Consider the following 26,183-nt stretch of genomic DNA (forward strand, 5'->3'; position numbering starts at 1 on the left):
GGTTACTCCAGGCCTTCCCGCGAGATCGGGTCACCGACGCGGAAGCCGCGGAACGTGACCTCGAGCCCGGCGCGTTCCGGTGAGCAGCACATGACCCCGACCTCCACCGTCTCGGGCAGGTCGAGGTGGCCCAGCCGGACCAGCTGCCAGGAGTCGCCGCCGTCGCCACGGTGCACGGCGACGGCCGACCCGAAGCGGGTGAGCCGGATCGCCACCTCGTCGCGGCCGGCGGGGATCGGGGCCACCGACAGGTCGGAGTCGTCGCGGGTGAGCACGGTGCTCAGCTGTACGGCGCCGGAGGTGACCTCGAGACCGGTCTTCAGCCACGTCCGCTCGTCGGCCCGCACCATCAGGCCGGCCTGGTCGAACAGGGCCGAGTGCCCGGCCGCGACCACCACCTCGGCGGTGAAGTCACCGGTCACCGGGCGGTGGTAGAAGTGCCCGTTGTCGGTGATGTAGCCGTAGAACGTCCGGCGCCAGAAGTCGGTCTTGAGGCCCGTGACGACGCGGATCCCGTCGGGCTCGTCGGACCACTCCGGCGGCTCGTTGAGCCAGGACATCGTGTTCGCCATGCGCCGACCATATCGACATCGATGCTCTTCTGTGGTCCCGTCAGCCGCCGTGGATGGGGCCGGCGGTGGCGGTCAGGCGGGCGCCGGTGCCGCCCCAGCGGAGGGCGACGATCTCGGCGGCGATGCTGACCGCGGTCTCCTCCGGGGTGCGGGCGCCCAGGTCGAGGCCGACCGGGGAGGCCAGCCGGTGGAGCTCGGCGTCGGTCAGCCCGGCCTCCTGCAGGCGCTTGTTGCGGTCGTCGTGGGTGCGACGGGAGCCCATCGCGCCGACGTAGGCCACCGGCAGGCGCAGGGCCATCTCGAGGACCGGCACGTCGAATTTCGGGTCGTGGGTGAGCACGCACAGCACCGTGCGTTCGTCGACGCGGCCGGCCTCGACCTCGGCGTTCAGGTAGCGGTGGGGCCAGTCGACCACGACCTCGTCGGCCGACGGGAAGCGGCGACGGGTGGCGAACACCGGGCGGGCGTCGCAGACGGTGACGTGGTAGCCGAGGAACGAGCCGATCCGCGCGGTGGCCGCGGCGTGGTCGGTGGCTCCGAAGACGAGCATCCGGGCGGGCGGCGCGAACGACGCGACCAGCACCGGGAGGCCCTCGCCGCGGCGCTCGCCGGACCGTCCGTAGTGCAGCACGCCGGTGCGGCCGGCCGCCAGCAGGCCGCGCCCGTCGTCGGTGACGGCGTCGTCGATGCGGTCGCCGCCGAGCGTGCCGTCGCGGCCGTCGGGGGTGACGACCAGATGCCGGCCGTCGTCGAGCCGGGTCAGCAACGCGACCGGCCGGCTGCCGGCGATCGCCCGGGCCAGCTCGGGCAGCTGCGGGAACGACTCGCGGTCGACCCGCTCGATCAGCAGCTCGATGGTGCCGCCGCAGGTCAGCCCGACCTCGAACGCGTCGTCGTCGCTGACGCCGAACTTGGCCGTCCGGGCCGCGCCGGTGTCGATGACCTCGCGGCACAGCTCGTAGACGGCCCCCTCGACGCACCCGCCGGAGACGCTGCCGACGACCTCGCCGCCGGGGCCGACGACCATGGCCGCCCCGGGCTGCCGGGGCGCGCTGGACCAGGTCGCCGTCACTGTGGCCAGGCCGACCGCTTCGCCGGCCTCCCACCATCGGAGCAGGCTCTCGAGCACGTCACGCATGAGGATTCAGCTCCGGAACGTCGAGGTCGAGGTCGTCGGCCACGTCGTCGACGGGCACGACACGGACGGCATGGCTCTTGAGGTACGAACGTGCCCCGGCGTCACCGGTCGCACTCGCGCCGACGCCGGCCCAGTGCGCGCGGCCCAGCAGCACGGGGTGACCGCGGCGTTCGCCGTAGCCGCCCATCACCAGCGAGTCCTCGCCGGCGCGGGCGGTCACCCGGCGGACCGCCTCGGCGGTGATGCCGGGCATGTCGACCAGCAGCACCACCGCCGACGTGGCCGGCGTATCGCCCAGCGCCCGCAGGCCCGCCCGCAGCGACGACCCCATCCCCGAGCGCCAGTCCTGATTGATCACGGTCGTGGGCAGGCCGGGGGCGGCGGCGAGCACCTGCTCGGCCGCCGCCCCCAGCACCACGACGATCTGGGACAGACCGGCCTCGCGCAGGGTGTCCACCGCCCGCTGGACCAGGAGCCGGTCGGGGTACGGGATCAGCGCCTTGGGCATGCCGTAGCGACTCCCCGCCCCGGCGGCGAGCACCAACCCGGCAGTGTCATGGACCACACGTCGACCCTAGCCGGTCATCGATCGCCCGCCTTGTCATCGCGGGCCACTCTGACCAGCTCGACGAGACCGCCCGCGTACTCCTGGGCCTCGGCGTGGGCCTCGTCGAACGGCGGCTGGAAACCGACGCCCTCCCACTGCTGCGTCGCCTCGTTCCACCGGTCGTTGCCGACCTCGAAGTCCCAGGCGTCGATGCCGAGCTCGTAGTAGAGCTGGTCGGCCGAGTTGCCGGCCGCCGAGTAGAGCACGTCGGCCACCGGCCCGGTGTAGGACGGCCAGGTCACCGTGCCGCGCTCGGCCGCGATCGCGCCGACGATCCGCCGCGCGCTGTCCAGGAAGAACTTGGACTCGTCGATCGACGGCCGCGGCAGCGTGACCCGGCCGTCGGCCTTGTAGGCGCCGGGCGGCCACATGAAGTAACCGCCGTAGCTGTGCACGTTCATCGCCAGCCCGATGTTCGGGTGGGCCTTGGCCAGCGCGATCACGTTGCTGCTCTCGGCCTCGGACAGTTCGGCGGTGCCCGCGTACGTGCCGGACAGGCAGTTGGGGCTGCCGCCGACGTAGCCGTCGAAGTAGGACCCGACGGTGTAGTTGCGGTTGACGTCGACGCCCCACGAGTCGCGGTTGCGGGGGTCCCGGGCCGGGCCGGTGCAGTGGTTGACCAGGTTCTTGCGCTGGAAGTTGAAGTCGTTGAACGAGTAGTTGGCGCCGTCCGGGTTGACCGTCGGGACGACGAAGACGTCCACCGAGTCGACCAGCTCGCGGGTGGCCGGGTCGGTCGCGTAGTTGGCCAGCAGCCGCTCGGCGAACTCCAGGGTCACCAGCGGGGTGGCCCACTCCCGGGCGTGCTCCTGCGAGTAGGCCAGCACGCCCGGCTTCGAGCCGTCGCGCACCTTGCCGATGCGGAGCGCCTGCACGGTCCACGGCCCGCGCGGCACCTCGGTGCCCTGGAGGCCGTCGTCGAGGCGCGCCGGTCCGGTCACCGGCATCGGGACCCCGGCCGAGCCCTCCTCGACGAAGGCGCGGAACCGTTGCGGGTAGCGGGCCGTGATGAAGGCGGCCACGTCGTCGGTCGTGCTGATCACCTTGCCGCCGGCGTCGGTCGCCAGCCGTACGGTGAGAACGCGGTCCCGATAGGCGGCCGAGAGCGGCCGGTTCGCCGCGCCCGGGTCGACCGTGCGCACCTGCACGCCGTTCATCCCCTGGTCGCCGAACTTGACCGACTCGACCACGACGGCCACGGCGGCCGGATCGCCGAGGTAGGCCGAAGCCGTACGCCGGTAGCCCTGGGTCTTGGTGGGCAGGTCGAGGACGTCGACCAGCGCCGGGTACTGCCGCCCGAGCCGCTTGATCCGGGCCCGCACGTCGACCGGCGTCATGTACGCGTCGACGAAGTCCTTCTGATAGCCGCTGGGCGCGGCCGGGGGTGTCGCGCCCGGCCAGGCCGCCGGAGTGACGGCCCGCGCGGTGCCGCCGAGGCTGGACGTGGCCGTCACCTGCACCGGCTTGGCCGGCAGCGGGCGGGGCAGCGTGTAGTGGTACTGGTATTCGCCCGCGTCCTCGAACCGCACGAGCGGGAACGACCCGGTCGCGCCGTCGGCCGTCCGCCAGGTGACCGTGATCTCCAGGTCGGGGTCGTCGCTCGCCGTCGTGGCCACCTGGGTCTGCAGGAACGTCCGGCCGCCGGTGGTCCACCAGTACGCCTGCAGGAAGTGCAGCGTGTCGGCCTGGACCGCGAGCCGGGACTGCGCCGCCCGCGGGGCGACGGCGGCCGCCCGCTGGATGACCTGCACGGGCACCGCCCCCTGCCCGGTCAGGGTCGCGAGCTGCCGGTCGTCCACGACGACGTCGGCCAGCACCGTGCCCTGCTCGGTGTGCGGCCGCGCGGCCAGGTCGGCCCCCTCGGCGACCAGCCGGCGGAGCAGGTCCTCGCCGGGGAGCCGGAACCGGATGAGCGCCGATTCACCGGCGGCGAGCGTGATGGACGGCGCCGCGGCCGGCGCCGCCTGCGCCGGTACGGACACCGAGGCGGTGATCAGAGTGAGAGCGGCAGCAGCGGCCACCCACCGAGGACGAAGTGACATCGAACCCCCTGCTTCATTGAAGGATGTCGCTCCTCACCTCACTCCTCACATAGGTGCATGTCAATCACTGGGGGCGTCCGGTAATTCGGTTGCCGGCCCGGGCCCGCGCTGGGAAAGTCGGGGCATGACGTACTGACGGACTGTTCTCGGCCTGCCGTGGCCGCGCGCCCTGACGCGCGCTGCCGTCATTCGTCATTCTCTTTTCGCGGAGTCCTTGTTTTGTCTCAGCAGTCCGCTCGTGCCACCGTTCGTGTCTTCGCCTCCCCCGGCAGCTGGATCGAATCCGGGGCCCTCGCCCAGTGCGACCAGGTCGCCGCGCTCGACGGGATGATCCACGTCGCCGGGATGCCCGACCTGCACCCCGGCAAGGGCGCACCGATCGGCGCGGCCATGGCGTCGTCGGTGCTCTATCCGTTCCTCGTCGGGTCCGACATCGGCTGCGGCATCGCCGTCTTCCCGATCCGGCTCAAGCGGCCCGACGCCGAAAAGATCGCCGCTCGCTTCCCCGACCTCGACCGGGCGCTGACGCCGGAGGACGACCAGTGGCCGGAGGCGATCCCGGCCGGGCACACCGCCGGCCTGGCCACCGTCGGCCGGGGCAACCACTTCGTCGAGCTCGCCCGGGTCGACCGAGTTCTCCACGACACCTCGCTGCAACGGGGCGACCTTGTCCTGATCGTCCACAGCGGATCGCGGGGGCTCGGCGAGAGCATCCTGCGGGCGCACACCGAGGTGCACGGCGCGGGCCCGGCCGCCGACCCGGCCGCGTATCTGGCGGCGCACGACGACGCCGTCCGCTGGGGATCGCTCAACCGGCGGCTGCTGGCCGCCCGGGTCGCGCACGCGCTCGGCGCCGCGGTCACCGAGCCGATCGTCGACGAGTGCCACAACCTGGTCGAGGTCCGCGACGGGCTCTACCTGCACCGCAAGGGCGCGGCGCGCGGCGACGGCCGGGAGGTGCTGGTCGCCGGCACCCGGGGCACCCCGTCGTACCTGGTCGCCGCGCACGCCGGGGCCGAGGCCAACTTCTCCGTGGCGCACGGCGCGGGTCGCAAGATGTCGCGCTCGGACGCGCTGCGCCGCGGGAAGGCCAAGCACACCGTGGCCGAGCTCCGGCGTACGCCGGTGGGGTCGCTGGTGGTCTGCGGCGATCGGCAACTGCTGTTCGAGGAGGCGCCGACCGCCTACAAAAGGATCGAGCAGGTGATCGGCGACCTGGTCGCGCACGAGCTGGCCACCCCGGTCGCCGTCACCGTTCCGCTGGTCACCTACAAGACGCGGGGGAACCGATGAAGGTGCATCTGCTGCTCTCGGCCGGACGCGGACCGCAGGAGTGCGAGTGGGCGCTGGCCGAACTGCTGCGCCGCCTCACGGCCGAGGCGGCGACCCGCGGCCTGCGCACCGAGATCTCGTCCGGGACGACCCGCTCGGCTCTCGTCACCATCGAGGGTGACGACCCCGGGCGGTTCGCCGACGGCTGGACGGGCACGCTCTGCTGGCAGGCGTCGAGCCCGTTGCGTACGGGCATCGGGCGCAAGAACTGGTATGTCATCGCCGAGCGCGTAAGCCTCGACATCGCGCACACCGTGTTCTCCGAGAACGACGTCGAGGTGGTCCCCACGCGCACCGGCGGGCCGGGTGGCCAGCACCGTGACAAGGCCAGCACGGCCGCGCGGGCCACCCACCGGCCGTCCGGGCTCGTCGTCGTGGTCGACACCGAGCGGCAGTTCGGGCTGAACCGGCGGATCGCCCTGCGGCGGCTGCGCGAACGGCTGGAAGCGGGCGACACCGCCGCCGAGCGGGCCGCGATCACCGAGCGGTGGCGGGTGCACGACCATCTCGTCCGCGGGAACCCGGCCCGGATCGAACGACCGGTCAGCGCAGTGAACGACCCTCGAAGAAGGAAACCGCCTCGGCCAGCCCGGCGTCGGTGAGCGCCGGGTCGTAGCGAGGACCGACATCCCGCATGAAGGCGTGCTCCCCGCCGGCGTACACGTGCAGTTCGAGATCCTCCAGCCCCGCCTCGTAGAGCGCGGAGAGGATCTGGACCCGGGCGCCGGCGGGCACGTGCGGGTCCCGCGACCCGAAAATGATCATCAGGTCGCCGCGGATGCCGGCCGCCCGGGACAGCGAGTCGGCCTGGTCGGCGCCGAGCGCGCCGTTGTGCAGGCCGGTCGGATAGAAGCACACGGTCGAGGCGACCCGCTCGTCGAAGGCGGCCCGGAACGCCAGGTGCCCGCCCAGGCAGAAGCCGGCCGCGTGCAGCGTCGTGACGTCGTCGCGACCGGCCAGGTAGTCGAGCACGGACGCCCGGTCCTCGTCGAACTCCGCCGTCGTCATCGAGGCCGCGCCGGCCAGCCCGGCCTGCTTGCCCGCGTCGTCGAACTCCAGCGCCACCCCGGCGAGCTCGCCGCGCGGATAGATCTCGGGCACGCACACCAGCAACCCGGCGGCGGCCAGACGGCGGCAGGTGCGCAGCGTCGACTCGGTGAGCTGGAAGATGTCGGAGTAGAGCAGCACGCCGGGCCGATCGCCGCCACCGACCGGCTGCAGGACCTTGGCCCGGATCTCGTGGCCGGCCCCGGGGATCCGTACGTCTTCCTCATGCACCTTCATGCCGACGCACCCTACTGGCCGGCGCCCGTTCCGGCCCGGACCTTCGCCCGAGGGCGGAGTGGCGGCCGGCGACGCGATAATGCGGACGTGCCCAACGCATACGAGTACGTCGATGTCATCCGCCCACCGCGGCTGCGGGCCGGCGACCAGGTGCGGCTGGTGTCGCCGGCGGGCTCACCGCAGCGGGCGGAAGTGGAGCGCGTCACCCGCCGGTTGCAGAGCCTGGGCCTGACGGTCTCGGTGGGCGCGCACACGCTGGGGACCGGCGGCGACGAGAACCGGATCGCCGACATCGACGAGGCCCTGCGCGACCGGTCGATCAAGGCGATCATCGACGTCGGTGGCGGCTCGGCCCACCGGATCGCCGGCGATCTGGACTTCGCGACCGCGGCCCACCTGCCCACCCTGCTGGTCAGCCGGGAGGGCACGATCCTGCATCTGGCGTTCTGGGAGCGGGCCGGGCTGGCCGGCGTCTACGGCGATCCCGGCCGCTCGTTCGTGGCCGCGGCCTTCGGCGCCGAGCCGATCCGGGTACGCAGCGAACCCGATACGCCCACGGCCGGGCTCACCACCACCGGCCGGGCGTCCGGCATCCTGCTCGGCGGCGACCAGGAACAGATCACCACCGCCGCCGGATGGGTGCTGCCCAGCCTGCACGGCGCGATCCTGCTGCTGGAGGCGCGCGGCCTGACCGCCACCCAGATCGACCGCCAGCTCACCATGCTGGAACGCGCCGGCCGCCTCACCGGCCTGCGCGGCGTGGCCGTCGGGCGGTACACCGAGTGCGGGCCGGGCCCGGTCCTGGACGTGCTGCGGGACCGCCTGACCGCGCTGGGCGTACCCGTCCTCGGTGGCCTGCCGTTCGGCCGCGACGCCGTCCCGATCGGCACCCCGGCCACCGTGGACGCGGACGCCGGCACCCTCACGATCGAGCCGGCCGTCTCCTGAGGACCGCCGGCTCGCGTAGCGTGCGGCAGAGGGCGCCGATCACCGACGGAGGCACGCATGGGAGACAGCCGGCCGGTGTTCACCCTCGACTTCGGCGACGGCCGCCGAGCGCCGGCCGCCCGGGTGGCCGACCGCAACGGCCTCGAGGCCGCCGTCCGCGCGTTCGGGCTGAGCGGGCCGCGGCCGGTCGTCGCGGTGGTCGGCGGAGCGGGCGGGATGACCGGCGCCGACCTCGACCGGCTGGGCTCTGTCGTCGCGCGGGCGGTGCTCCCCGTGCTTGCCGCGACCGGCGCGGTGGTGGTGGACGGCGGCACCGACGCCGGCGTGATGCGGCTGATGGGCCGCGCCCGTGACGACTTCCCCCTGAGCGGCGTGGCGGCCGGATTCCCCCTGAGCGGCGTGGCGGCCGGGTTTCCCCTGATCGGCGTGGCGGCCGAGCGGACCGTGATTCTGCCCGGGCAGGCGGCCGGGCCGGGCGATCGGGCCCCGCTGGAGCCGCACCACTCGCACTTCCTGCTCGTGCCGGGCACGCGGTGGGGGCAGGAGGTCCCCTGGCTGGCCGACACGGCCACCGTCGTGGCCGGCGCCGCCCCGTCGGTGACGCTGCTGATCAACGGCGGAGCCATCGCCGTCGACGACGCGGCCGAGAGCCTGCGGGCCGGGCGGCCGGTGCTGGTGCTGGCCGGCAGCGGGCGGACGGCCGACCGGATCAGCGCGGCGCGCGGCGGCGAGCGCGGCGACGAACGGGTCGACCGGCTAGCCGACCACCCGGACGTGCACCTCGCCGACGGCTCCGACCCCGAGGCCGTACGGAAGAGCCTGAGCGCCCTGTTGCGCCCGGTCCGTCCGGGCTGATCCCGTCGGCTCTGTCGGCTTTGCTGCGGGGTGGTTGACCGGGCCGGACCTCGCCGTAGGGTCGGCCCGTGCTCGTCCGGATGCTCGGGCCGTTCGAGGTGAGCGGCGACGACGGGCCGGTCGTCGTGGCCGGCGGAAGCCAGCGCACGGTGCTGGCTCTCCTCGCGCTGCACGCGGGCCGGCCGGTCGCGGTGTCCGCCCTGATCGACGCGCTCTGGCCGGACGATCCGCCGACGTCGGCCCGCAACAGCCTGCAGTCGCACGTGGCCCGGCTGCGGGCGGCCCTCGGCGCGCCCGGACTGATCACGCTCAGCCCGGCCGGGTACTGCCTGGCTCTGGCCCGGGACCACGTGGACGTGCTGCGGTTCGAGGACCTGCTGCGTGGCGACTCGGCCGGCGAGGCGCTCGGTCTGTGGCGGGGGACGCCGCTGCCGGAGTTCGGGCGCGAGCCCTTCCCGGGCGTGGCCGAACGGCTGATGGGCCTGCGCCGCGAGGCCCTGGCCCGGGTGGCCGAGGCCGGCGGCGGGCCGGAAGCCGTGGATCACCTGCGCGGGGCCACCGACGACGAGCCCTGCTGGGAGCGCGGCTCGCTGGTGCTGGCCACCGCGATGGCGCAGGCCGGACGCCGCGGGGAGGCTCTCGAGGTCCTCCGGCGGCACGCGGACGCGATGGTCGACCGGCTGGGGATCGACCCGTCGGAGTCCGTGCGCCTGCTGCAGGTCGCTCTGCTGCGCGGCGAGCCCGGTCCACGAGCTCCGCTGAGCCCGGCCGCGCCCGTACGCCAACGGGTGCCCCTGCGCTTCTCCAGCTTCCTCGGCCGCGAGGCTGAGCAGCGCCGGCTGGCCGACCTGCTGGCCCAGCCCGGACTGGTCACCGTCACGGGAGCGGGCGGGGTCGGCAAGACCCGGCTGGTGGCCGAGACCGTGCGGGCGGCGTCACGGGTCGCCTGGGTGGACGCGGCCGACGTGTCCGCGGCGGACTTCCTCGCGGCGGTCGCGGTCGGCGTCGGGGCCCGGGTGGGGCCGCTCGACGACCCGCTCGCGGCGATCGGGCGGGCGGCGCGGCACACGGTGGTGGTGCTCGACAACTGCGAGCACGTGGTCGGGCCGGCCGCCGACGCCGCGGAGGCGATGCGCGGCGTCCGGGTGGTGGTCACCAGCCAGGAGCGGCTGCGCGTGGACGGTGAGCGGGTGCTCGAGCTGGGGCCGCTCGACCACCTCGCGGCGGCGCGGCTGTTCCGGGAGCGAGCCGGGCTGCCCGCCGGGGGCGGGGCGGTCGACGAGATCGTGCGGCGGCTGGACCGGCTGCCGCTGGCCATCGAGCTGGCGGCCACCCAGGCGGCGGCGCTCGGGGTGGACGAACTGCGGGACCGCCTCGACGACCGGCTCGACCTGCTCGTCCGGGGGCGGCGGACGGGGGCGGCGCGGCACCGGACGCTGCGCGCGGTCGTGGAGTGGTCGTTCGGCCTGCTCGACCCGCGCGGACGGACCGTACTGGAGCGGCTGTCGGCGTTCGCCGGCGCCTTCACGGTCGCCCAGGCCGAGGCGGTCGTGGCCGACGGCACGGTGCCGCGGCGGGAGGTGGCGGCCGTGCTGGCGGCCCTGGTCGACCGGTCGCTCGTCGTGCGCCACGGTCCGGGCCGGTTCCGCCTCCTCGAGACGATCCGGGCGTACGCCGCCTCGCGGCCGGCCGACGAGGCGCTGTTCCGGCGGCACGGGCAGGCGATGCTGGGCGCCGCCCGCCGGCTCGACCGCGAGATGCGCGGACCGGGGCAGGCGGCCGCGGTGCGCGAGATCGACGGCCTCCTGCCCGATCTGCGCCTGGCGGTCGCCCGGGATCCCGCGATCAAGGCCGAGCTGGCCGCCGCGCTGTATCGCTACGGCTATCGCTGCCAGCAGTACGAGGTGCTGGCCTGGGGCCGGGAGGCGACCGACCAGCCGGACGCGCTCGCCGCGGCCGCCACCCACGCCTGGGGCCGGGGCGACCTGGCCGAGGCCCGCTCGCTGGCCGCGCGGGCCGGCCGGGCGAGCGACGCGATCCACGAAGTGCTCGGCGATGTCGCGCTGGTGTCGTGCGACGCCGAGGAAGCGCTGGCCCACTACCGGGCGATGGGCTCCGAGCCGATGCACCGGGTGTCCGGCCTGGTCGGCGAGGCCCTGGTGCTGGCCTGGTCGGACCGCGTCCCCGAGGCGATCGCGGCGGCGCGGTCGGCCGTCGAGCTGGCCTCGGCCGTCGGCAACCCGGGGGCCCGGGCCGAGGCGCTCTACAGCCTGGGCGAGGCGCTCGGCGACAGCGATCCGGCCCAGGCCCTCGACGTGCTCACCGAGGCCGCGGAGCTGGCCGCCACGGTCGACGAACGGCTGTTCCTCGGCGCGGCCGAGGGGGCGGCGGTGGCGATCCGCAGCCGGCACGGCGATCCGGCGGCCGCGCTGTCCGCGTTCCGCGAGGTGCTGACGATGTGGCGGCGGGTCGGCAACGACACGCTGCGGGCCGCCGCGCTGCGCAACCTGGTCGTCCTGCTCGTCCGGGTCGGGGCCGACGAGACGGCCGTGCTGGTCGACGCCGCACTGGTCGACGCCGGTGTCTACCCGGCCGAACGGGCCCGCCTCGACCGCGCCCGGGCGGCCGCCGCCGAACGGCTCGGCGCCGGACGGGTGGCCGTTCTGCGGCGACACGGCTCGCTCCTCTCCCCGGCTCAAGTCCACGACGAAGCGTCACGGGCCATCGACACTGTGTTGTCCCGGATGGCCGGATAGGCGAGCTTCGGTCGCCGCCCGGTCACGATCGGCGGGCGGGCGCGGATCATCGGGCCCGGCGTCGCTACCGTTAGCCCGTGTCTGACATCCCGTGGTGGGGGCTGCCCCTCATCGCCGCCCTGTTTGCCCTGGCCGGAGCCGCAGCGGTCCAGTTCCTGACCGCCCGCAACGACTACCTGCGCAGCCGCCGGCGGCGCACCCGGAGGTGGTACGAGGAGCGCAAGGAGGCGTACGTGACCCTGCTCTCGGTGTTCGAGCGGGAGACCTATCGTCTGCGCGCCGCCTACGACGCCGGCGAGAAGCCGGTGCCGGTGCTCACGTACATGGACGAGGTCGGCCCGGCCCTGATGCAGGTGCGGCTGCTCGCCTCCGGCTCGGTGCGCAGCGCCGCCCTGGCGGTCCACCTCCTGCTGCAGAAACTGCACGGCGAGATGAACCCGGCCGCGGTGGTCGGCGTCGAGCCGCAGATCCACTTCCGCGAGCTGGTCGCCCAGGTCCCGCTGGTCATGCAGCAGTTCGAGGCGGCCATCCGCGAAGAGTTGCGGATCGATACGACGCCCCCGGCCCAGCCCACGGCGGCCGACGCCGACGAGCGCGGCCGCTCCTGGCCACGGCTGAGACGTCCCGCACGCACCGCCCCCCTGGATGGTCACGCCGAAGTGGGGCAGGATCTGAAGGCGTGACCGATGAGAGCGTTCCCCTCGACGCTGTGTCCGCCGCCGTGGTCGAAAGCGGGATCGTCGCGATCCTGCGGGCCCCCACGGCCGACTACTTCGCCGCCGTCGCCGATGTGCTGGCGGAGAACGGCGTCACCGCGCTCGAGGTGACGCTCACCTCCCGGGGCGCCCTCGAGGCGCTGGCCGGCCTGCGCCGTCAGCTGCCGTCGTCGGTGGCGGTCGGCGCGGGCACGGTGCTCACCGCCGACGACGCCAAGGCCGCGGTCGACGCGGGCGCCGAGTTCCTGGTCTCGCCGGTGCTCGACGTCGACCTGATGGCGTCGGCCACCGTCCCGTTCTATCCCGGCACCTCGACGCCGACCGAGATGTACCGGGCCCAGCTGGCCGGCGCCCCGCTGGTCAAGCTGTTCCCGGCGGCCGGCCTCGGTCCCGGGTTCCTGCGCAACGTGCGCGGGCCGCTCCCGCAGATCAACATCATGCCCACCGGCGGCATCAAGATCGAGGACATCGCCGACTGGCTGTTCGCCGGCGCCCGGTCGGTCGGGCTCGGCGGTCCGCTCGTCGGCGACGCGGTGGTCGGGGGCAGCCTTCCCGCCCTCGCCGCCCGGGCCCGCCACGCGGTGAGCGCGGTCGCGTTCGCTCGCTCATGACCGGCCTGCTCACCTTCGGCGAGACGATGGGCCTGGTCGCCGCCGACGGCATCGGCCCGCTGGCGTACGCGAAGAGCTTCTCCTTCGGCATCGGCGGCGCCGAGAGCAACGTGGCGATGGGGGTCGCGCGGCTGGGCGGCGAGGCCACCTGGCTGGGACGGGTCGGCCCCGACGCCACCGGCGCCCTGATCGCCGCCCGGATAGCCGCCGCCGGCGTCCGCACGCTGGCGATCACCGACGAGTCGTTCACCGGCCTGATGGTGCGGCACCGGCGGTCGGGCGAGTTCACCCAGGTCGACTATCACCGCGCGGGCAGTGCGGGCTCCCGCCTGTCCCCGGCCGACGTCCCCCCGGCCGAGATCACGAGCGCCTCGATCGTGCACGTCACCGGCATCACGCCGGCCCTGAGCGAGACGGCCCGGGCGGCGGTCTTCCAGTCGATCGAGACAGCCCGGGCGGCCGGGGTGCCGGTGTCGATCGACGTGAATTACCGGGCCAAGCTGTGGAGCCGCTACGACGCCGCTCCCGTCCTGCGCGATCTGGTGTCCCGGGCCGACATCGTCTTCGCGTCACCCGAGGAGGCGGCGCTGTTCGTCCGGACCGACGACGTGCCGGCCGCCCTGGCCGAGCTGGGCCCGGCCGAGGTGATCGTCAAGGACGGCGGCCGCGGCTGCGTGGCCCTGATCGACGGCGAGCGCCACACCGTGCCGGCCCTGCCCGTCACCGTGGTCGACCCGGTCGGGGCCGGGGACGCCTTTGTCGCCGGCTACCTGGCCGACCGCCTCGCGGGGGCCGCCGTGGCCGATCGCCTGACGACAGCCATCGCGGCCGGCGCCTTCGCGGTGACCGTGCCGGGCGACTGTGAGGGCGCCCCGACCCGGGCCGAACTGGCCGCCCTGACCGGCGACGACGTCCGCCGCTGACCGTCCGGCCGGTCAGGCGCGGTTGGTCTCGCGGGCCAGACGCTTGCGTTCGCGCTGCTCGCGGGTGTAGCGCTTGCGGTTCTCGAGGTCGCGCTTCCACTGCTCGCGGGCGCCCTCGTCACAACCCTGCACAGCGCCCTTGGTCTGAGCCGGTCCGATCATCGACCGGAACCACATGTCGTCGAACGTCTCGTGAACCCACTGCCGGAACCGGCCGCGCCCCTCGGCGTCCTTCGTCATGGTCACCCTCCCAGCAGTCGTTGCCACACCAATCATTTGTACCCCAACTATCGGCTCCACACCACCGAGCGTGAGAAGGATCGCCTCGCCGCGCGAGGGCGCGGGCAGCGCTACAGACTTTCCAGCCGGGCGGTCAGGAAGGCTCGTTCGACCTCGTTGTCGGTGAGCGTCAGCGCCTCCTCGTAGGCGGCGGCGGCCTCGGCGCGGCGGCCCAGGCGGCGCAGGAAGTCGGCGCGGGCGGCGGAGAGGTACGTGTACGTGGCCAGCGCGGGCTCGGCCGTCAGCGGCTCGAGGGCGTCCAGGCCGGCTTGCGGGCCGTCGCGGAAGCCGATGGCCACGGCACGGTTGAGGGCCACGACCGGTGAGCCGGTCAGGCGCAGCAGCACCGCGTACAGCCCGACGATCTCGGCCCAGTCGGTCTCCTCCCAGGAGGGCGCTTCGGCGTGGACCGCGGCGATCGCGGCCTCCACGGCGAAACGCGTCGGCGGGTGACGACGGAGCGCGTCGGTCAGCAGGGCCTGGCCCTCGGCTATCCGCGCCCGGTCCCAGAGCGTGCGGTCCTGGTCGGCCAGCAGCACCAGCCGGCCGGAGGGGGCGACGCGGGCGGCCGACCGCGCGTCGGTCACGAGCAGCAGCGCCAGCAGGGCCGTGACGGCGGCCGAGCGGGGCATGAGCAGGTGCAGCGTCCGGGCCAGGTGCAGCGCGCCCGCGGTGAGGTCGGCGCGGATCAGCGCCGGGCCGGTGGGGGCGGTGTGGCCGGTGGTGAAGAGCAGGTGCACGACCTCGAGGACCGGGTCGAGGCGGGACTCCATCTCGTCGGGGTCGGGCGTCCGGTACGGGATGCGGGCCGTGGCGATCTTCTTCTTGGCCCGGGTGAGGCGGGCGGCCATCGTGGACTCGGACACCAGGAACGCGCGGGCCACCTCGTACGTCGACAGGCCGCAGACCAGCCGGGCGGTGAGGGCGACCTGGCTCTCGCGGGACAGCGCCGGGTGGCAGCACGTGAAGATCAGGCGGAGGCGGTCGTCGCCGGGGCTCTCGGGCGTGGTGACCAGCAGCGGCAGGCGCCGCCGGAAGGCCGCCTCGCGCCGGATCTCGTCCAGCGCCCGGTTGCGGGCCACCCGGGTGAGCCACGCGCCGGGGCGGGCCGGCACCCCGTCGCGGGCCCACACCACCATGGCCTGGGCGTACGCGTCCTGCGTGCACTCCTCGGCCAGGTCCAGGTCGCGGGTGACCCGCGCCGTCGTGGCCAGCACCTGGGCCCAGTCGCGGCGGTGGGCGTCGGCCACCGCCGCGACGATCTCGGACGTCATCCGTGGTCGATGACCGGCCGGATCTCGACGCCGCTGTGGCCGGCTCGGACCTCGGGCAGCAGCCGGGCCAGCGCCAGCACCTCGTCGAGATCGGCCGCCTCGAGCAGATAGAAGCCGCCCAGGGCCTCCTTGGTCTCGAGGAACGGGCCGTCGGAGGTGACGGAACCGCGCAGTGTCGTGGCGGTCATGACCGGCTCCAGCTCCTCCCCGCCGAGGATGCGGTCGCCGGCCGCGGCCATGAATTCGAGGTGGGTGGCCTCGTGGGCCTTGCGCTCCTCGTCGGACATCGCCTCCCACTGCGCCGGGTCGCCGTAGATCAGCAGGGTGTACTTCGCCATGTCGGTTCTCCTGTTCGCCGTCGTCATCCACGACGGGGTCCGCCGCGATCCACGACGAAGTTCGTCGCACCGGCGAACTCGTCGCTTCCATTGCACCGACGAACGGCGTGAACGCGAAATCGACAGGCCGGGCCGGAATCTCAGCGAAGCCGGTAGAAGCGCCAGAAGTCGTTCGGGATGTCGAGGACCTCGGGCCTCTCGTAGCCGGCGTCGCGCGCCCAGGCGAGCAGCGTCGGCGCGCGCAGGATGGTGCCGTTGGCGATCACCGGTTGCTCCGCGCGGGTGGCCGGCAGGCAGTGCAGCACGCTGAAGGCGTACTGGAGCCGCTCGAGCTCGCCGGCGGGCGCGGTGAACTCGTCGGCCACCCTTTCGTCGCCGATGAGGACGCTGCCGCCGGGCGCCAGCCGGGGCCGCACCGCCCGGAGGACGCCGACGGGGTCGCCCATGTCGTGGAGCGCTTCGAAGACGGTCACCAGGTCGTACTCGCCGTCGAGGTCGGCCGCGTCACCCAGCGTGAAGCTCACCCGGTCGGCCACCCCGGCCGTGGCCGCGGCCGCGCGGGCCTCGGTGACCGAGTCCTCGTCGAGGTCGATGCCGCGTACGGTGATCGCCGGATGGGCCAGCGCCAGCGCCACCGACGACCGGCCGGTCCCGCAGCCCAGATCGAGGACCCGCGCGCCCGGCGTGGCCCGCAGCCGGGCCTCCACCTCGGGCACGGCGGGCAGCCATTCCGTGGTCAGCAGGAGGTCGAACATCGGCCGGTTGAACGACGCGATGCCGTGCCGGATGTGCCGCCCGTAGTCCGCGTACGGGATGCCCGCACCGGTGCGGAACGCCTCGGCCACTCGCGGCGCGGCCAGGCCCAGCCCGACCGCGAACTCTCCCGCCGTACCGAGGAAACAGGGGCCGCCCTCGTCGAGCAGGACCTCGGCCGCGCCGGACGCGAGGGTGAAGGCGGAGCCGTCGACGGTGAGGAAGCCCGCCGCCGCCTGTTGTTCCAGCCATTCCCGGGCGTACCGCTCGTCGATGCCCGCGGTCTTGGCCAGTTCGGCGGCGTCCAGCGGCCGGTCCCGCAGCGCCGCGTAGAGCCCCAGCTCGCGGCCCAGCTCCACGGTGAACAGCTCGGCCGCCCCGACCAGCGCGGTCAGCAACCGCTCGCTCAGAACTTGTGCGTCATCAGTCATGCCCGCCACCCTGAGCCGCCGCGCGTGCAGAACGCGTGCAGAACCCTTGACCTCAACTCCGGTTCAGCTTGCAGACTCGGCCGATGAGAGCTGCCGTGTTCGACCGGTTCGGTCCGCCCGAGGTGCTGCACGTCGTCCACGTGCCCGATCCGCGCCCCGGTCCGGGCGAGGTGCGCGTGCGGGTGCTGGCCGCCGGTGTGCAGCCCTTCGACGTCGCCGTCCGGCTGGGGCAGATGCCGTGGGCCCCGATCGCGTTCCCGCAGACCCTCGGGCAGGAGTACGCCGGGGTGGTCGACGCCGTCGGCGAGGGCGTGGACGACTTCGCGCCCGGCGATCCCGTGCTCGGCTCCACCATGCTCAACGGCGCGGCCGAGCTGCTGTGCGTCGCCGCCGCGAACGTCGTGCGCAAGCCGGACGCCCTCGACTTCCCGATCGCGGCCGGGCTGGTGGCGGCGGCCCAGACCGCGAGCGGTGCCCTGCTCGAGTTGGGCGTCGGCGAGGGCGACGTGCTGCTGATCCACGCGGCCGCCGGCAGCGTGGGCACCGTGGCCACCCAGCTGGCCCGCCTGGCCGGGGCCACCGTCATCGGCACGGCCGGTCCCCGCAATCACGAGCGGCTGCGCCGCCAGGGTGCGATCCCGGTCGCGTACGGTCCCGACCTGCTCCGCGACGTGCGCGGGCTCGACCTGCGGCCCACCGTCGCGCTCGACGCCGCCGGAGGCGAGGCGATCACCCGGTCGGTCGAGCTCGGCATCGCCCCCGACCGCGTCGGCACGATCGTCGACGACAAGGTGGCGGCCGAGCACGGCACCCGGGTCGTCCGGGCCGGCCGCGACCCGAAGCGCCTGGCTCACGTCGTCGACCTGGCCGCGCGGGGCCGGGTCGTCCTGCCGGTGCAGCCGTTCCCGCTGGACGAGGTCGTCGAGGCGCACCGGGCCGTCGAGTCCCGGCACAGCGACGGCAAGGTCGTGCTCCTCGTCCACCCCTGAGTCACCCGGCCGGCTGCGCCCTCCGGGGGCGTGCACGCCACGACTGCACTGTCCGCGGTGATCGCTGGGGGAAGCAGAACACGCCGGACGTTCGGCTCATCTTTCAGCGCTGTTCGTCGGATATGTCGGGCTTGATTCGGCATTCCCGGGACGTCCGGATACCCGGGCGGCAAGGTGGCACGTGGCCGATCAACCCACGGGGGGACACGTGCACCGGAATCGGACGTTATCTCGCGCTGCCGCCGCGCTTCTGGCCGTGGTCGCGAGCACCGGCAGCAGCCCGGCGACGGCCGCGGAGCGGCAACCGGCCGGATCCGCGGCCGAGCCGGCGTTGCAGACCGTCGCGCTCACCGGGGCCATGAGCCGGGGGCCTGCGGCGCTCCGGCCGTTCAGCCTGATCGGCGTGACCTGGTCGAATCCGGCCGCCGAGGTCCACGGCATCGTCCAGGTGCGCACCCGCGCCACGGACACCCGGCGCTGGTCGCCGTGGCAGACGCTCGAGACCGACGGTCGGGCGCCCGCCGACGTCCGCGGCGCGTCGGACCCGCTCTGGGTCGGCCCGTCGGACGGCGTCCAGGCCCGGGTGACCGGCGCCCGCGGCCCGCTCCCGGCCGGGCTGCGGATGGACCTGATCAACCCGGAGGCCGAAGGCGCGGTCCCGGCACGGCGAGCCGGGACCGCGGCGCCTCAACGGCGAGCCGCGGGCGGCCCCCGGCTGGAGAAGGCCACTGTTCCGCTGCCGGCGCGGCCGGTGCCGCGCATGGTCACCCGGGCGGGCTGGCGGGCCGACGAGGCCATCGTCAAGGCGCCGCCGGAGTACACCGGTCCGACGCAGGTCTTCTTCGTGCACCACACGGCCACCGGCAACGGCTACAGCTGCGCGCAGTCGGCCGGCATCGTCCGCGGCATCCAGGCCTATCAGGTGCGCAGCCGGGGCTGGGACGACATCGGCTACAACTTCCTGATCGACAAGTGCGGCACGGTCTTCGAGGGCCGGGGCGGCGGCGTGGGCCGCACCGTGCTCGGCGCTCACACCCTCGGCTTCAACGCCGACGCCAGCTCCATCGCGGTGATCGGCTCGTACGGCGGCCGGAGCGTCACCCCGCGGGTCCGGGTGATGATCGCCGCGGTGGCCGCCTACAAGCTCGGGGCGTACGGGAACCCGCCGAACGGCCGGGTCGTGGTCACCTCGACCGGGGCCGACCGCTTCCCCCGGGGCCGGCGGGTCCCGTTCTTCCGGATCGCCGGTCACCGGGACGCCGGCCAGACCGCCTGCCCGGGCAACGCGCTCTACGCCCAGCTGCCGTCGATCCGCGCGATCGCCGGGGCCGCGCCGGGCAACCTGCGGCTGACCGCGATGGGGGGCGCCGCCCGCGCCGGCGCCTGGTACTTCACCCGGGGCGTCATCCAGCCGGCCTGGTCGGTCAGCACGCCGGTCGCGCTGATCAACCGCTTCGAGGTCTGGGTCGACGGCGTGTTGCGGGTCGCCACGCCGGGCGGGCGCCCCACCGCGCCGATCCGGCTGACGCCGGGCGGTCACACCGTCACCGTGCGGGCGCTGCACCTGTCGGGCCGGTCGACGACCGTGAGCAGCCGGGTCTTCGCGGATACGAGCGCGCCGGTCTTCACGCGGGAGCCCGACCTGGCGCTGCGGCCGGGCACGGTGAACGGCGCCGCGGTGCCGATGCACCTCGACTGGACCGTGCGCGACAACGCCAGCCTGGGCTCGGTGCGGCTGACCCGGCCCGCGGTCGTCAACCTCGGCGTCACCACGCGCACCCGCAACGTCGGCGCGCCGGCCAACCGCCCCGCCACCTTCACGGTGCGCGCGACCGACCGGGCCTTCAACGCCGTGAGCGCGTCGGTCACCCGTACGCCCATGGTCGTCTCGGAATCCTCGGCCCAGCGCACCGGAGCGTGGCGCCCGCTGCGCAACCCGTCCTACCTCGGCGGCACGGCGGTGGGCGGCAGCGTGCGCGGGACGAGCGCGTCGTGGCGGTTCAGCGGGAGCTCGGCGGCGCTCGTGCTCAGCCGGGGCCCCCGGGCGGGCCGGATCGGGGTGTTCCTCGACGGGCAGCCGCAGGGCCTGGTCGACCTGCGATCGGCGACCCCGATGCCCCGGCAGGTGGTGTGGTCACGCTGGTGGCCGCAGGGCGGCGAGCACACCGTACGGGTCGTGGTCGAGGGCACGCCGGGGCGGCCGGGAGTCGCTCTCGACGGTCTGGTCTATCTGAAGTAACTGACAGAAGGTGTCAGTCTCTGCGGGAAGGATCGTGCCCATGAGTGGATTCGCAACCCTGGCAATGATCAACCTGGACGCGTCCGACCCCGCGGAGCAGGCCCGCTTCTACGCCGGCGTGCTGGGCTGGGAGGTCCAGCACAGCCAGGCCGAGTACGCGATGATCGGCGACGGCTCGACGAGCGTCGGCTTCGGGCAGGTGCCCGGCTACTCGGCCCCGGGCTGGCCCAAGGAGAGCGCGCCCAAGCGCTATCACCTCGACTTCTATGTCGACGACCTCGACAAGGGCGAGCAGCAGGCGCTGGCGCTCGGCGCGACCAAGCCGGACGAGCAGCCCCAGCCGGACCGCTGGCGGGTGCTGCTCGACCCCGAGGGCCACCCGTTCGACCTCTGCCTCAAGAGCTGAGGGCCTGGGTCACCAGACCCGTGATGGTCCACCCGGCGAGACGGTCGAAGTCGGGCTCGCCGGGCGGGCCGCTGCCCTGGGCCCCTTCGGCCAGGGCGGCGGCCAGGTGCGGGAGGCCGCCGCCGGCCACCGCCTCGCCGATCAGCGCGACCTGTTCCGGCGCGGGCGCCGATCCGGCCAGCTCGGCCGTGACGAAGGTGGCCACGAGACCGGTGATCAGCGCGATGATCTCGAGTTTGACCGGGGCCGGCAGGCCGGTCGGATCGAGCGCGGCGAGGCCCTGTTCGAGGTACGTGAGCATGTTGCGGCCGATCAGCCGCCGGTTGGGCAGGGCCGCCGGCAGCCACGGGTGCGCCCGCATCAGCGCGCGCTGGGAACCGGCCAGCGCCAGCAGATCCGTACGCCAGTCGCCGGTGATCGGAACCGGCGTGACCGTCCCGCCGACCCGGTCGACCATCAGGTCGACCAGATGGTCCTTGTCGGGAACGTACGTGTAGAGCGACATCGCGCCGGCGCCGATGTCCTGGGCGATCCGGCGCATCGTGACCGCCGCCAGTCCCTCGACGTCGGCGATGCCGATCGCGGCGTCCACGACCTGCTCCCGGGTGTGCGCGGGCGGGCGTCCGCGAGCCATCGATACCTCCTGCTACTATTTCCAGTACGACGTACGATAATTGCGGGGGTGGACCGATGCGACGCCTGCCACTGTCCCTCAGACTCCTCAGCCGCCGGGCCCCGGGCCCCTACGCCGTCCGGCGGGAAGCGGCCCTGCCCGTGCCCGCCGCGGACGGCAGCGAGCTGCTCACCGACCACTACGCGCCGGACACCGGCGCTCCCTGCCCGACGGTGCTGATCCGGGCCCCGTACATCAGAAGCGGGTTCCCGTGGAATCTCCTCTACGGTGTCCGCGTCGCCGAGCAGGGCTTCCACGTGCTGCTGCAGAGCTCCCGCGGCACCGGCGGGTCGGGCGGCGAGTTCCACCCCTGGCGCAACGAGACCGCCGACGGCGTGGCCGCGGTGGAGTGGCTGCGCAAGCAGAGCTGGTTCACCGGCGAGCTGTACACGCTGGGCGCCAGCTACATGGCCTACACCCAGGCCGCGCTGGCCGCCGAGCCGCCGCCGGAGTGGCGCGGCGCGGTCATGCAGCTCGGCCACACCGACCCGCACGACTTCTTCTGGGCCGGCGGCGCGTTCGGCCTGGAGCGAGCCCTCGTCGGCGGACTCGGGCTGAGGCAGGGCGACGTCACGTCCGGCCAACTGCTGCGCGGGGCGCTGCGGATGAAGCTCCGCCTGCGGCGCGCCGTCACCGGGCTGCCGCTCCTCGACGCCTATCCGTCGGCAATCGGGGGCCGGCGGCCGGCGCTCGAGGAGTGGCTGGCCCACCCCGAAGAGGCCTACTGGAAAGACGCGAACATGGTCGAGACGGCCGGCACCCTGCCGGTGCCGGTGAGCCTGACGCTCGGCTGGTGGGACCTCTCCCCCGGCCAGGTGCTCGAGCAGTACGCCCGCCTGCGTGCGGCCGGCCGCGACGTCGACCTGCTGATCGGCCCGTGGACCCACACGTCCGCCCTCGAGCAGGGCTGGACCGAGGTGTTCGCCCAGACCCTGCGCCGGCTGCGCGGCGAGCCTCCGGCCTATCGCGTACGGGTCCACGTGGGCGGCGTGGACGAGTGGCGTGACCTGCCCGACTGGCCGCCGCCGGGCGCCCGCGCCGAGCACCTGCGGCTCGACTCGTTCGACGCGACCCGCGGGTGGAGCTTCCGGTACGACCCGGCCGACCCGACACCGTCGATCGGCGGCGCCCTGCAGTCGCCGACCCAGGGGCAGGTCGACAACACCGAGCTGGAACGCCGCGGCGACGTGCTGCTGTTCACCAGCGAGCCGGTCGAGCGGCCGCTCACCCTGATGGGCCCGGTGCGGGCCGAAGTGGACGCCTCGACGACGGCCGCGAGCGGGGATCTGTTCGTCCGCCTCTGCGACGTGGACCCGGCCGGGCGCTCGCTCAACATCTGCGACGGCCTGACCCGGATGACCGGCGACGGCCGCACCGTCGTCGAGATGGGACACACGGCGCACGTCTTCCGCCCCGGCCACCGTCTGCGCGTGCAGGTCAGCGGGGGCGCGCACCCCCGGTTCCTGCGCAACTACGGCACCGGCGAGCCGCCCGGCGCGGCCACCGAGCTGGTGCCCACCGAGACCACGGTCGGTCCCGGCTCCGAGCTCATGTTGACCTTGGTTTAGCACTCGTCGTGGTGGGGGTACTGGCAGCGCCGCCACCCCCACTATCGAGGAGCTTGCATGTCCGTCCAGGGCGTCTTCTATTTGATCGCGATCATCCTGCTCGTGCTGGCCGCGCTGCCGATCTCGTCGCGCGGCGTCAGCCTGGCCCTGCTGGGCGCGGCGTTCGCGCTGCTCGGCTACTCCTGGGACACGATCACCAGCTGACCCCACCGGGCCGGGCCGCCACGGCGACCCGGCCCTGCTGTGCGGGCGATCAGGCGCCCGCTCGAGCTGAGGTATCCGCCATACCCCGTATGAGTTCGGCGTGGGCAGGCCTCCGGCCCGCGGAAAGCATGAGGGCGCAAGCTCCCCGCAATGGAGAGACCGCCGTGACACAACAGCAAACGCCGAACCGGACCGAAGCAATGCTCGACAAGGAAGTGGCCTGGATCCGCGGAAGCTCCGCCCGCTGGGACGGTTACCGGGAGTTCCAGCGCCGCCCCTAGCCGATGCTGCGCTGGTTCGACATCGCCGTCTATCCGGTGGGGAAGACGTTCGTCATCGACGACAACTACGGCGCCTGTCTTTCGGGACTCCGCTGTCCGAGTAGTCAGACGGCTCGCTTGTAGATGACGGCCTGCCACGGCGCCAGGGTCCAGTCCTCGGGCGGCGTGGGCAGGTTGGTCAGCAGCAACTCGGCGCCGGACCAGTCGTCGTCGAGGTCGGCCCGGACGGCGTCGCCCGAGAAGTTGCCGATGACCAGCAGCTCGGTGCCGCCCAGGCGCCGGGTGTACGCGTACAACTGCTCATGGTTGGGCAGCAGCATCGTGAAGTCGCCGTCCACCACTGCCGGTTCGTTGTGGCGCAGCTCGATCAGCCGGCGGTAGTAGTGGTAGACCGAGTCGGGGTCGGCCTGCGCCGCCTCGGCGTTGATCTCCGGGTAGTTCGGGTTGACCGCGAGCCACGGCGTCCCGCTGGTGAAGCCGGCGTGAGCCGAGGAGTTCCACTGCATGGGCGTACGGGCGTTGTCCCGGCCCCGCGCCCGGAGCACGGTCAGCACCTCCTCGGGCGACCGCCCCTCCTGGTCGATGGCCTGGGCCCACTGGCCGAGCGCCTCGATGTCGCGGAACTCGTCGATCGACCGGAACGGGAAGTTGGTCATGCCCAGCTCTTCGCCCTGGTAGACGTACGGCGTACCGCGGTGCAGGTGCAGCACCGTGCCGAGCATCTTGGCCGACGTCACGCGATGGGCGGGGCTGTCGTCGCCGTACCGGGAGACGGCGCGCGGCTGGTCGTGGTTGTTCCAGTAGAGGCTGTTCCAGCCGACCTCGGCCAGCCCGGCCTGCCACCGGTGGAAGATCGCCTTGAGGTTGGTCAGCCGCAGGGGCATCAGCAGCCACGGGTCGTCGCCGCGGTCGGCCCAGACGTGGTCGAACTGGAAGACCATGTCGACCTCGTGCCGTTCGGGGTCGGTGAACAGCTTGGCCTCGTCGACCGTGACGCCGGGCATCTCCCCGACCGTCAGCTTCGCGTCCCGGCCGGCGAACACCTCACGGTGCATCTCCTGCAGGTACTCGTGCAGGCGCGGGCCGTTGATGAAGCCGGCCGAGCCGTCCCCGTAGAGGGAACCGGCGGTGAGGCGGCCGTCGGGCAGCGGGATGACCTTGGAGATCATGTTGATGACGTCCATCCGGAACCCGTCGATGCCCCGGTCGAGCCACCAGTTCATCATCTCGTACACGGCCCGGCGCACCTCCGGGTTCTCCCAGTTGAGGTCGGGCTGCTTCTTCGAGAACAGGTGCAGGTAGTACTCGCCGGTCTTCTCGTCGAGCTCCCAGGCCGACCCGCCGAACACCGAGCCCCAGTTGGTCGGCTCGGCGCCGGGCGTGCCGGCCTCCATGCCCTCGCGGGCGGGCTGCCACCAGTACCAGTCGCGCTTCGGGTTGTCCTTGCCGGAGCGGCTCTCGACGAACCACGGGTGCTCGTCGGAGGAGTGGTTGACGACGAGGTCCATGATCAGCTTCATGCCGCGGGCGTGCACCCCGGCGAGCAGCTCGTCGAAGATCTCCAGGGTCCCGAAGACCGGCTCGATGTTCCGGTAGTCGCTGATGTCGTACCCGTTGTCGTCCTGTGGCGAAGGATAGATGGGCGACAGCCAGATGACGTCGACGCCGAGGCCGGCCAGGTGGTCCAGGTGGTCGATGATGCCGCGCAGATCACCCATGCCGTCGCCGTCGGCGTCCGCGAAGCTGCGCGGGTAGATCTGGTAAACGACCGCACTCTTCCACCAGGAATCCGTCATGGGTCTTCTCTAACACGAGAACGCCGGTTCCAACGGCTGGGCATACTAAGCACGTGTTAACTACCGGAACGCGGCATTTGTCATGAAGGTCGCCATGCTGGGCCCGATCGCCTGGCGTACGCCGCCCCTGCACTACGGGCCGTGGGAGCTCGTGACCAGCCTGATCACCGAGGGACTGGTGGAGCGGGGCGTGGAAGTGACGCTGTTTGCCACCCTCGACTCGATCACCAAGGCCACCCTCGACGGCGTCGCCCCGAGCGGGTACGAGGAGAGCGAGCTGGACGGCCGGATCTGGGAGGCCCTGCACGTCTCGCACGCCCTGGCCCGCTCGGGCGAGTTCGACCTCGTGCACAACCATCTGGACTGGCTGCCGCTGGCCTTCTCGGAGCACTCCGGGGCGCCCATGGTGACGACCATCCACGGCTTCTCCGGGCCGGCGATCCTGCCCGCGTACCGGCGGGCTCGCTCGGCGTTCGTCTCGATCTCCGACAGCGACCGCTCCCCCGACCTCGACTACCTCGGCACGGTGCACCACGGCATCGACCTGGCCGGTCTGCCGGCCCGCCTGGAGCCGGCCGAGGATCTCGTCCTGTTCGGCCGCATCCACCCCGACAAGGGCACCGACCTGGCCATCGAGATCGCCCGGCGGGCCGGCCGGCGGCTGGTGATGTGCGGCATCGTGCAGGACCGCGCGTACTTCGAGGAGCTGATCGAGCCCCGGATCGACGGCGACCGGGTGGTCTACCTCGGCTCGGTCGGGCCGGAGGAGCGCGCCGCGGTTCTCGGGGCCGGGCTCGCCCTGCTGCACCCCATCCGGTTCGCCGAGCCGTTCGGCCTCTCGGTGGTCGAGGCGATGGCCTGCGGCACGCCCGTCATCGCGTACCGGAAGGGTTCCATGCCGGAAGTGGTCGACGAGGGCGTCACCGGGTATCTCGTCGCGGACGTGGACGAGGCCGTCGCCGCCGTCGAGCGGGCCGGCCGGCTCGACCGGGCAGCCTGCGCGCGCCGCGCCCGGGAACGGTTCTCCCGTGACCGCATGGTCGACGACTACCTGGCGATTTATCGGAAGATCGTCGGCTGAATGGCCCTTCTTGTTAACGTCGTAATGTGAATTGCGCGTTAATCCGGGCAATTTCCCGGATCTCCGCAATGGCGTATGCGCGCGCCC

General features: G+C 73.4%; 25 protein-coding genes. 14 read left to right on the plus strand and 11 right to left on the minus strand.

Annotation, left to right across the window (positions count from 1 at the left end; all coding sequences use genetic code 11):
• Positions 1–2 precede the first annotated feature (2 nt).
• From HJC40_RS33295 to HJC40_RS33310, 4 genes are read right to left on the minus strand one after another with little or no spacing between them, the layout of a single operon-like run.
• Positions 3–572 (minus strand): DUF1349 domain-containing protein, encoded by a 570-nt coding sequence (locus HJC40_RS33295; protein WP_250007326.1) that lies wholly within the window; start codon positions 570–572, stop codon positions 3–5.
• Positions 573–612: 40 nt separating this feature from the next.
• Positions 613–1,710, minus strand: coding sequence for an XdhC/CoxI family protein (locus tag HJC40_RS33300; protein ID WP_250007327.1), 1,098 nt, complete (start codon positions 1,708–1,710; stop codon positions 613–615).
• The gene (locus tag HJC40_RS33305) at positions 1,703–2,275 is read right to left on the minus strand and encodes a nucleotidyltransferase family protein (RefSeq protein WP_308200973.1); all 573 of its coding nucleotides are present in this window, start codon (positions 2,273–2,275) and stop codon (positions 1,703–1,705) included. Before HJC40_RS33305 ends, HJC40_RS33300 begins: the two co-directional genes overlap by 8 nt.
• 17 nt (positions 2,276–2,292) lie before the next feature.
• The gene (locus HJC40_RS33310) at positions 2,293–4,359 is read right to left on the minus strand and encodes a M14 family zinc carboxypeptidase (RefSeq protein ID WP_250007329.1); all 2,067 of its coding nucleotides are present in this window, start codon (positions 4,357–4,359) and stop codon (positions 2,293–2,295) included.
• Between the two features lie 219 nt (positions 4,360–4,578).
• On the opposite strand from HJC40_RS33310, the gene HJC40_RS33315 reads away from it, so the two are divergent.
• Entirely contained in the window at positions 4,579–5,652 is a 1,074-nt protein-coding gene (locus tag HJC40_RS33315; RefSeq protein WP_250007330.1) for an RNA ligase RtcB family protein, read from the plus strand.
• The gene (locus tag HJC40_RS33320; RefSeq protein ID WP_250007331.1) at positions 5,649–6,293 is read left to right on the plus strand and encodes a peptide chain release factor-like protein; all 645 of its coding nucleotides are present in this window, start codon (positions 5,649–5,651) and stop codon (positions 6,291–6,293) included. Before HJC40_RS33315 ends, HJC40_RS33320 begins: the two co-directional genes overlap by 4 nt.
• Here the strand turns inward: HJC40_RS33320 and HJC40_RS33325 are convergent.
• Positions 6,235–6,975 (minus strand): dienelactone hydrolase family protein, encoded by a 741-nt coding sequence (locus HJC40_RS33325; protein WP_250007332.1) that lies wholly within the window; start codon positions 6,973–6,975, stop codon positions 6,235–6,237. The genes HJC40_RS33320 and HJC40_RS33325 overlap by 59 nt on opposite strands.
• An 87-nt stretch (positions 6,976–7,062) precedes the next feature.
• Here HJC40_RS33325 and HJC40_RS33330 point away from each other — a divergent pair, with 87 nt between their 5' ends.
• The 6 genes from HJC40_RS33330 (at position 7,063) to HJC40_RS33355 (ending at position 13,784) form a co-directional block, all read left to right on the plus strand.
• Entirely contained in the window at positions 7,063–7,923 is an 861-nt protein-coding gene (locus HJC40_RS33330; protein WP_250007333.1) for an LD-carboxypeptidase, read from the plus strand.
• A gap of 57 nt (positions 7,924–7,980) precedes the next feature.
• A complete protein-coding gene (locus HJC40_RS33335; RefSeq protein ID WP_250007334.1) occupies positions 7,981–8,778 on the plus strand; it encodes a hypothetical protein in 798 nt (265 codons plus the stop codon).
• A 68-nt stretch (positions 8,779–8,846) separates the two neighbouring features.
• Positions 8,847–11,534: a BTAD domain-containing putative transcriptional regulator gene (locus HJC40_RS33340; protein ID WP_250007335.1), complete on the plus strand. Its 2,688-nt coding sequence runs from the start codon at positions 8,847–8,849 to the stop codon at positions 11,532–11,534.
• 77 nt (positions 11,535–11,611) lie between these two features.
• The gene (locus HJC40_RS33345; protein ID WP_250007336.1) at positions 11,612–12,217 is read left to right on the plus strand and encodes a hypothetical protein; all 606 of its coding nucleotides are present in this window, start codon (positions 11,612–11,614) and stop codon (positions 12,215–12,217) included.
• The gene (locus HJC40_RS33350; RefSeq protein WP_250007337.1) at positions 12,214–12,861 is read left to right on the plus strand and encodes a bifunctional 4-hydroxy-2-oxoglutarate aldolase/2-dehydro-3-deoxy-phosphogluconate aldolase; all 648 of its coding nucleotides are present in this window, start codon (positions 12,214–12,216) and stop codon (positions 12,859–12,861) included. The genes HJC40_RS33345 and HJC40_RS33350 overlap by 4 nt, the downstream gene beginning before the upstream one ends.
• A complete protein-coding gene (locus HJC40_RS33355) occupies positions 12,858–13,784 on the plus strand; it encodes a sugar kinase (protein ID WP_250007338.1) in 927 nt (308 codons plus the stop codon). The genes HJC40_RS33350 and HJC40_RS33355 overlap by 4 nt, the downstream gene beginning before the upstream one ends.
• A gap of 12 nt (positions 13,785–13,796) precedes the next feature.
• Here HJC40_RS33355 and HJC40_RS33360 read toward each other — a convergent pair whose 3' ends face one another.
• From HJC40_RS33360 to HJC40_RS33375, 4 genes are all read right to left on the minus strand, one after another.
• Entirely contained in the window at positions 13,797–14,024 is a 228-nt protein-coding gene (locus HJC40_RS33360) for a hypothetical protein (RefSeq protein WP_250007340.1), read from the minus strand.
• A gap of 110 nt (positions 14,025–14,134) precedes the next feature.
• Positions 14,135–15,337 (minus strand): RNA polymerase sigma factor, encoded by a 1,203-nt coding sequence (locus tag HJC40_RS33365; protein ID WP_250007342.1) that lies wholly within the window; start codon positions 15,335–15,337, stop codon positions 14,135–14,137.
• A complete protein-coding gene (locus HJC40_RS33370) occupies positions 15,334–15,675 on the minus strand; it encodes a YciI family protein (protein WP_250007344.1) in 342 nt (113 codons plus the stop codon). Before HJC40_RS33370 ends, HJC40_RS33365 begins: the two co-directional genes overlap by 4 nt.
• A 140-nt stretch (positions 15,676–15,815) precedes the next feature.
• Positions 15,816–16,859 carry a bifunctional 2-polyprenyl-6-hydroxyphenol methylase/3-demethylubiquinol 3-O-methyltransferase UbiG gene (locus HJC40_RS33375; RefSeq protein ID WP_250007346.1) on the minus strand — a complete coding sequence of 348 codons (1,044 nt, stop codon included), beginning with the start codon at positions 16,857–16,859 and terminating at the stop codon, positions 15,816–15,818.
• Between the two features lie 83 nt (positions 16,860–16,942).
• On the opposite strand from HJC40_RS33375, the gene HJC40_RS33380 reads away from it, so the two are divergent.
• The 3 genes from HJC40_RS33380 to HJC40_RS33390 all read left to right on the plus strand — a co-directional run bounded on the left by HJC40_RS33380 (position 16,943) and on the right by HJC40_RS33390 (position 20,493).
• Positions 16,943–17,848: an NADP-dependent oxidoreductase gene (locus HJC40_RS33380; RefSeq protein ID WP_250007348.1), complete on the plus strand. Its 906-nt coding sequence runs from the start codon at positions 16,943–16,945 to the stop codon at positions 17,846–17,848.
• 256 nt (positions 17,849–18,104) lie between these two features.
• Positions 18,105–20,087 (plus strand): N-acetylmuramoyl-L-alanine amidase, encoded by a 1,983-nt coding sequence (locus tag HJC40_RS33385; protein WP_250007350.1) that lies wholly within the window; start codon positions 18,105–18,107, stop codon positions 20,085–20,087.
• A 40-nt stretch (positions 20,088–20,127) separates the two neighbouring features.
• Complete coding sequence (locus HJC40_RS33390) at positions 20,128–20,493, plus strand: VOC family protein (RefSeq protein WP_250007352.1); 366 nt, start codon at positions 20,128–20,130, stop codon at positions 20,491–20,493.
• Here HJC40_RS33390 and HJC40_RS33395 read toward each other — a convergent pair.
• A complete protein-coding gene (locus HJC40_RS33395) occupies positions 20,483–21,127 on the minus strand; it encodes a TetR/AcrR family transcriptional regulator (RefSeq protein WP_250007354.1) in 645 nt (214 codons plus the stop codon). The two genes, HJC40_RS33390 and HJC40_RS33395, sit on opposite strands and share 11 nt — an antisense overlap.
• Positions 21,128–21,183: 56 nt before the next feature.
• On the opposite strand from HJC40_RS33395, the gene HJC40_RS33400 reads away from it, so the two are divergent.
• Together HJC40_RS33400 and HJC40_RS33405 are read left to right on the plus strand one after the other, a co-directional pair.
• The gene (locus HJC40_RS33400) at positions 21,184–22,734 is read left to right on the plus strand and encodes a CocE/NonD family hydrolase (protein ID WP_250007356.1); all 1,551 of its coding nucleotides are present in this window, start codon (positions 21,184–21,186) and stop codon (positions 22,732–22,734) included.
• Positions 22,735–22,791: 57 nt separating this feature from the next.
• Positions 22,792–22,938 carry a hypothetical protein gene (locus HJC40_RS33405; RefSeq protein WP_250007358.1) on the plus strand — a complete coding sequence of 49 codons (147 nt, stop codon included), beginning with the start codon at positions 22,792–22,794 and terminating at the stop codon, positions 22,936–22,938.
• A 385-nt stretch (positions 22,939–23,323) separates the two neighbouring features.
• Here the strand turns inward: HJC40_RS33405 and HJC40_RS33410 are convergent, their stop codons facing one another.
• Positions 23,324–25,015, minus strand: coding sequence for an alpha-glucosidase (locus HJC40_RS33410; protein WP_250007360.1), 1,692 nt, complete (start codon positions 25,013–25,015; stop codon positions 23,324–23,326).
• An 82-nt stretch (positions 25,016–25,097) separates the two neighbouring features.
• Between HJC40_RS33410 and HJC40_RS33415 the strand changes: the two genes are divergently transcribed.
• The gene (locus HJC40_RS33415; protein ID WP_250007362.1) at positions 25,098–26,096 is read left to right on the plus strand and encodes a glycosyltransferase family 4 protein; all 999 of its coding nucleotides are present in this window, start codon (positions 25,098–25,100) and stop codon (positions 26,094–26,096) included.
• Positions 26,097–26,183: the final 87 nt, after the last annotated feature.

This window comes from Actinoplanes sp. M2I2, assembly GCF_023544445.1.
GTDB lineage: Bacteria > Actinomycetota > Actinomycetes > Mycobacteriales > Micromonosporaceae > Actinoplanes.